Source organism: Acinetobacter qingfengensis (assembly GCF_008693185.1).
Taxonomy (GTDB): Bacteria; Pseudomonadota; Gammaproteobacteria; order Pseudomonadales; family Moraxellaceae; genus Acinetobacter; species Acinetobacter qingfengensis.
Genome location: NZ_VXKN01000022.1, coordinates 1 through 4542, shown reverse-complemented (window position 1 = coordinate 4542; position 4542 = coordinate 1). Strand labels below are relative to the sequence as shown.

The window sequence follows — 4542 nt, the reverse complement described above, 5'->3', positions numbered from 1 at the left end:
ACTCGCAAAGTGCCGTCTGTACAGCTTGTTGCGATGAAGTTTGAAGAGCCTGTAAAGGCACAGACCAAGAATGTAAGTAATTGATATATAAAGGGATAATATGCAATGTTTCGTATAATCAATATTACGTTAAAAATCAATTACTTACGATATTTTTAAGTATACCATAGGTATTAAATAAATGGCATATATCTGCGAAACAATTGAGCTAATTAATTCAGTTCAAACCTGTACCAGTTATGTCATTTATCACGAATCTTGGACGGAACAGTTAAATAACTTATCTGTCGTCCAAGTATCAGCGTTGTTATCTGCAACAGCGTTGATCTGGTACGTTGCATGGGGCATACGTACACATTTAAAACTACTTGGTTCCGAGGATTAAGCTATGGAAACTCAAAAAAAACCTGCTTTAAAACTTGAAAACATTCAGGTTAATGAAAAAGTTCAGCAAGCGTTTAACCGTGGTGCTGTTCTTATTGTCACTGCTGCACCTGTGATTGCATTTGCCGAAGAAGGTGGCGCAGTCGATTTATCTGCTGGTGTCGCAACTGTAACGATCGTTGCAGGGCTTTTAGCGATTGGTGCGATTAAAGCTGTTCCGACGTATACAACGTGGGGAATTCGTAAAGCACTCAGTTTATTAGGGCGTTAAGTCTTAATAATTCGATAATTATAAACCCGGGTTTGCGAGGAGCGCGCTACTGCACGTACCGCAGCAATCTCGGGTTTTTTATTAGGGGGTTATATGACTTTATATTTTATATGCGTCGTCTGTGTTGCGTTATTCATCATTTTTAACGGAGATTAATATGCTAAAAAGAATATTTTTAATTTTATATTTATGCTCTTTTTATCATGTTGCATTTGCTGAGACTTTGGAAGAACGTGAAGCGAGATTATTGCAAGCTAGAAAAGACTATGCTGCGAAAGTTTATGGCTACTCTGAATCAGAATTTAATAAAAGATATGGTTCAACTTCTGATGGATCTACTGTTAACAGTTCTTATAATTCTTCTTCAACCGCTTCTAACGGTTCAAAAGTTAGTGGAACTGCAACAGTAACAAAACCAGCTGATACAGCTAAAGCAGCATCAACACTTGCCAAGCGATTAGAAAAAGCGAAAGCATTTGGAAAAGCTTCATTACCGAGTTTTGTTGGTTCTGCTGCATTAACTGCGCTTATAAATGGCATCGGATGGGTCATGGATGAGGGCGGTAAAGTTACTAAAAAAGCTGATATTGATAGTGGGACTGGATGTGGTGATTGTGTTTTAGCACCTATTATTTATTATGCTTTACTTGATGGGGGGGGTGGTTATTCTCCGAATTTTTCTTCTCCTAGCCTTGCTGCAAAATATCTTTTTGATATAAGGGTTGCTCGGTTTCAAAAAACCGGTGGTTCTTATACGCTATTGAGAAGTGATTCTAATTCATATACTTATAGTTGTACTTTTACTCCTAGTGGGTCATGTGGTGCTGATACTATCGTTGTTTATTTTAAAAATAATAGTAATTATGATCAGACTTCAACACCTGTTCTTGTCGAAGTAAATACAGACGAAATTGCTTCTAAAATAGCTGAAAAATTAGCATCTAATCCGACTGGCACTAATGAAAAACAAGCAATACAAGATGCATATAACGCTGATACAATTTTTAGTTTATCTGACGAATCTGTTAATGGACTATCTAAAGCAATTGCAAGTGAATTATCAGATGCATTACAGAATGCAGCTTTAACAGGTTCATATTCCGGAACAAATAGTGATGGTTCTGTAACTTCGGCAACTATTACACCTGATTCGACAAGTGCAACGGGTACAACTACTGGGACAACAACAAATTCTGATGGTTCTACTTCAACTTCTTCAAGTTCAATGGAACTTGAATTTCCTGCTTTTTGTTCTTGGGCCAGTATTGTTTGTGAATTTATTGATTGGGTACGAGAAGAACCAGAAACACAAGACGAAGAATTAGAAATAGATGAACAAACTGTCATTGATTATCAATATTCTGATCATGTTGTGTTTGGTCAAACATGTCCATTTTCTGATAATAATTTGAATGTTGATTTTGGAATAGGTGCTTGGTCATTTAATTACAGTTTTTCAATTATCTGTGATTATGCTGTTATTGCTCGTCCCTACGTTATTGCTTTTGGTCATCTTGGTGCACTGATATTTTTACTTATTGGTTTAAGGAGTGGCAGTGTTTAAAATATTTTATAAAATTTTAGATTGGCTATTAAAAAATAGCGTTCAACGTGTTTTAGCTGGTGCAGGATTATCTGTTGTTTCATATCTTGCTGTATTAACTGCTATTCAAACTGCATTCTACTCATTGGTTAATAATGTTAATTCAATATCTGCTGATTTATTGCAACTCTTGGGTTTATCAGGTGTTGATAAATGTTTATCTGCATTTATTTCAGTTGCTGTTTTTTTATTAACTCTCAATTCTGGTAAATTGGCAATAAGGAAAAAATAATGGCTCAAGTCGCTGGCGGCATAATCCGCTTAACATGCGGTGGAATAGGTACTGGTAAATCATATAAAAATGTTAAAGATGCTGAAGAAATAAAAAGTAAAAATATTTATAAAAAGATATATTCGAATATTCGTTCACATGCAAAATTGTCCAATGGGACTATTGAAGAAATGCCCGAGGATTGGCGTAAATGTGATGATTATAGTTTGATTATTTTTGATGAAGTTCAATTTCATGAGAAATTTTCAAAACATTATTCTAATCGTCGTGATGGTGAAATTGTTGATTTATCTATGATTAGACATAGACACATTGACATTTGGTTAATTTCGCCGAGTCCAGCTCTTGTTAATGCGGATGTTAAAAAATTAGTCAATCAATACTATTGGCTTGAGGCACAATCTAAAGACGTTACGAAATGGTGGTTATTTTCTAAAGAATATGCGACAGTTACTAAAACAATTAAAAATCAAGCTCTTGATGAATCTACGTATAAAATTGAAGAAAAATATTATAATTTGTATGAATCAACAGAGGATGGTACAGCTTCTGGTCGTTCAGTTATTCGTAATATGCGTTTTGTCGGTTTTGTTGTAGGCATGATTTTTGTGTTACTTATCATTGTTGGCTTGGGGACATATTTAGCAAAATCATCGCAGAAAGGTACACAGGCATTAAGTGAAAAAGAACAAGCATCTGCTAACACATCACAGAAAAAACCTGAACAGGCATATTCTAAGATCACTGTTGAAAATCAAGATTTTGAATGTCGAAAAGCTGAAAATGTTGATAATGAAATATGTAAAAAATGGTTCGATGAACTTAGTAAAAATGGCAAATCTTTAAATTCTATGAATCCCGATGGTTCTTCTTATCAAACTGTAGATTACAATCCGGCAGATCCGTTTGCTGTTAATAAGATAGAATATCAGTATCAAGTAAAACAAGTTCCAGTCTTTTCAGGCTGTGTTAAATTTGATGGTAGGTATTATGGTTACACTCAGCAAGCTACACGTCTTGAAATAAGCCAGGAAGATTGCAAACGTGTTATGTCTGGTGATCGTCCTTTTAATCCTTTCTCCGAACGCTCCCCAGTTTCTAATATTGCTCAAAATTCTGTTAGTACAGATCAGCAACTTACTCGAGAACAGTTTGCAAAGTATCATCAAGCTAAAGAAGAGGGCTTAATTTGATGACAACGATTGAATTTTTTCAGATTTGTTTTGCAATAATTGCATTTGCTTATTTATGCTGGGTTATTTTTTAATTTTAGATAAAGAAAAGTTTTTTTAATTTTTTAAAAATTATTAAAATCAACAACAAGCTTGTGGGCAAAGTAAAAACCTGTGTGTAAGTCTGGAAACAAGTCTATACCACTAAATTTCCGTTTTACTTGGTATTTGCGACTTGTTCTAGACTTATGCACAGATTAGTTTTTACGTTCGCTTGCGATTGTCCATAAGTTTGGTTGATTTCGCTCTGGTTGTTGTTTTTGTTAATTCTGTTGTTCTGTCTTGTGTTTTTAATGCTTTTTTTGTGTTTTTGATGCTTTTTTTTGCTGTTAGAGTTTATGTTGTATGTCTTTTTTGAGTTCTTTTGCTGTTGGGATTTTTGGATATGTTGCGATTATGAAGTTGCCTTTGTCTAAGATCTCTTTTGTTTTGAAATAAGGGTTTATTCTGATAAATGCAAGTTCTCTTGGCTCATTACGATGATCAATTTCACAAAGCATAATCTGTTCATTTTTTTCTCTTACCACATGATTTGGAAATGTTTTTTGTACAAGTTTTTTAATTGATATATCACTGTACTGCTTGTTTATTTTTTTCTTATCTTTAAATAAATAAGTTAATATTAAGCAAGCTAAGAATAACGTAAAAAATACACCAATCAGATTCATTTTTTCCTCTATTAAAATAACTTGAATTTCGTATAATCCCACATTATGTTACTTGCCACGTCATTGTTACAACTCAACATATTTGTGATACAGATATGTTGAGTTGTCAATGATGTTAAAATAGGCAAGTAACACCAGAGGCATTTAACATC

At 34.0% G+C, this 4542-nt stretch carries 6 protein-coding genes; 5 read left to right on the top strand and 1 reads right to left on the bottom strand.

Annotation, left to right across the window (positions count from 1 at the left end; translation table 11 throughout):
• The first annotated feature begins 181 nt into the window (after window positions 1-181).
• The 5 genes from F4V57_RS14670 to F4V57_RS14650 all read left to right on the top strand — a co-directional run bounded on the left by F4V57_RS14670 (window position 182) and on the right by F4V57_RS14650 (window position 3683).
• Window positions 182-385: a hypothetical protein gene (locus tag F4V57_RS14670; RefSeq protein WP_070070758.1), complete on the top strand. Its 204-nt coding sequence runs from the start codon at window positions 182-184 to the stop codon at window positions 383-385.
• 3 nt (window positions 386-388) lie between these two features.
• Window positions 389-655 carry a hypothetical protein gene (locus tag F4V57_RS14665; protein ID WP_070070759.1) on the top strand — a complete coding sequence of 89 codons (267 nt, stop codon included), beginning with the start codon at window positions 389-391 and terminating at the stop codon, window positions 653-655.
• Between the two features lie 157 nt (window positions 656-812).
• The gene (locus tag F4V57_RS14660) at window positions 813-2219 is read left to right on the top strand and encodes a hypothetical protein (RefSeq protein WP_070070760.1); all 1407 of its coding nucleotides are present in this window, start codon (window positions 813-815) and stop codon (window positions 2217-2219) included.
• Window positions 2212-2490: a DUF2523 family protein gene (locus tag F4V57_RS14655; RefSeq protein ID WP_070070761.1), complete on the top strand. Its 279-nt coding sequence runs from the start codon at window positions 2212-2214 to the stop codon at window positions 2488-2490. Before F4V57_RS14660 ends, F4V57_RS14655 begins: the two co-directional genes overlap by 8 nt.
• Window positions 2490-3683, top strand: a complete 1194-nt coding sequence (locus F4V57_RS14650; protein WP_070070762.1) for a zonular occludens toxin domain-containing protein — start codon at window positions 2490-2492, stop codon at window positions 3681-3683. Before F4V57_RS14655 ends, F4V57_RS14650 begins: the two co-directional genes overlap by 1 nt.
• 368 nt (window positions 3684-4051) lie before the next feature.
• Here F4V57_RS14650 and F4V57_RS14645 read toward each other — a convergent pair whose 3' ends face one another.
• The gene (locus tag F4V57_RS14645; RefSeq protein ID WP_070070763.1) at window positions 4052-4390 is read right to left on the bottom strand and encodes a hypothetical protein; all 339 of its coding nucleotides are present in this window, start codon (window positions 4388-4390) and stop codon (window positions 4052-4054) included.
• Window positions 4391-4542: the final 152 nt, after the last annotated feature.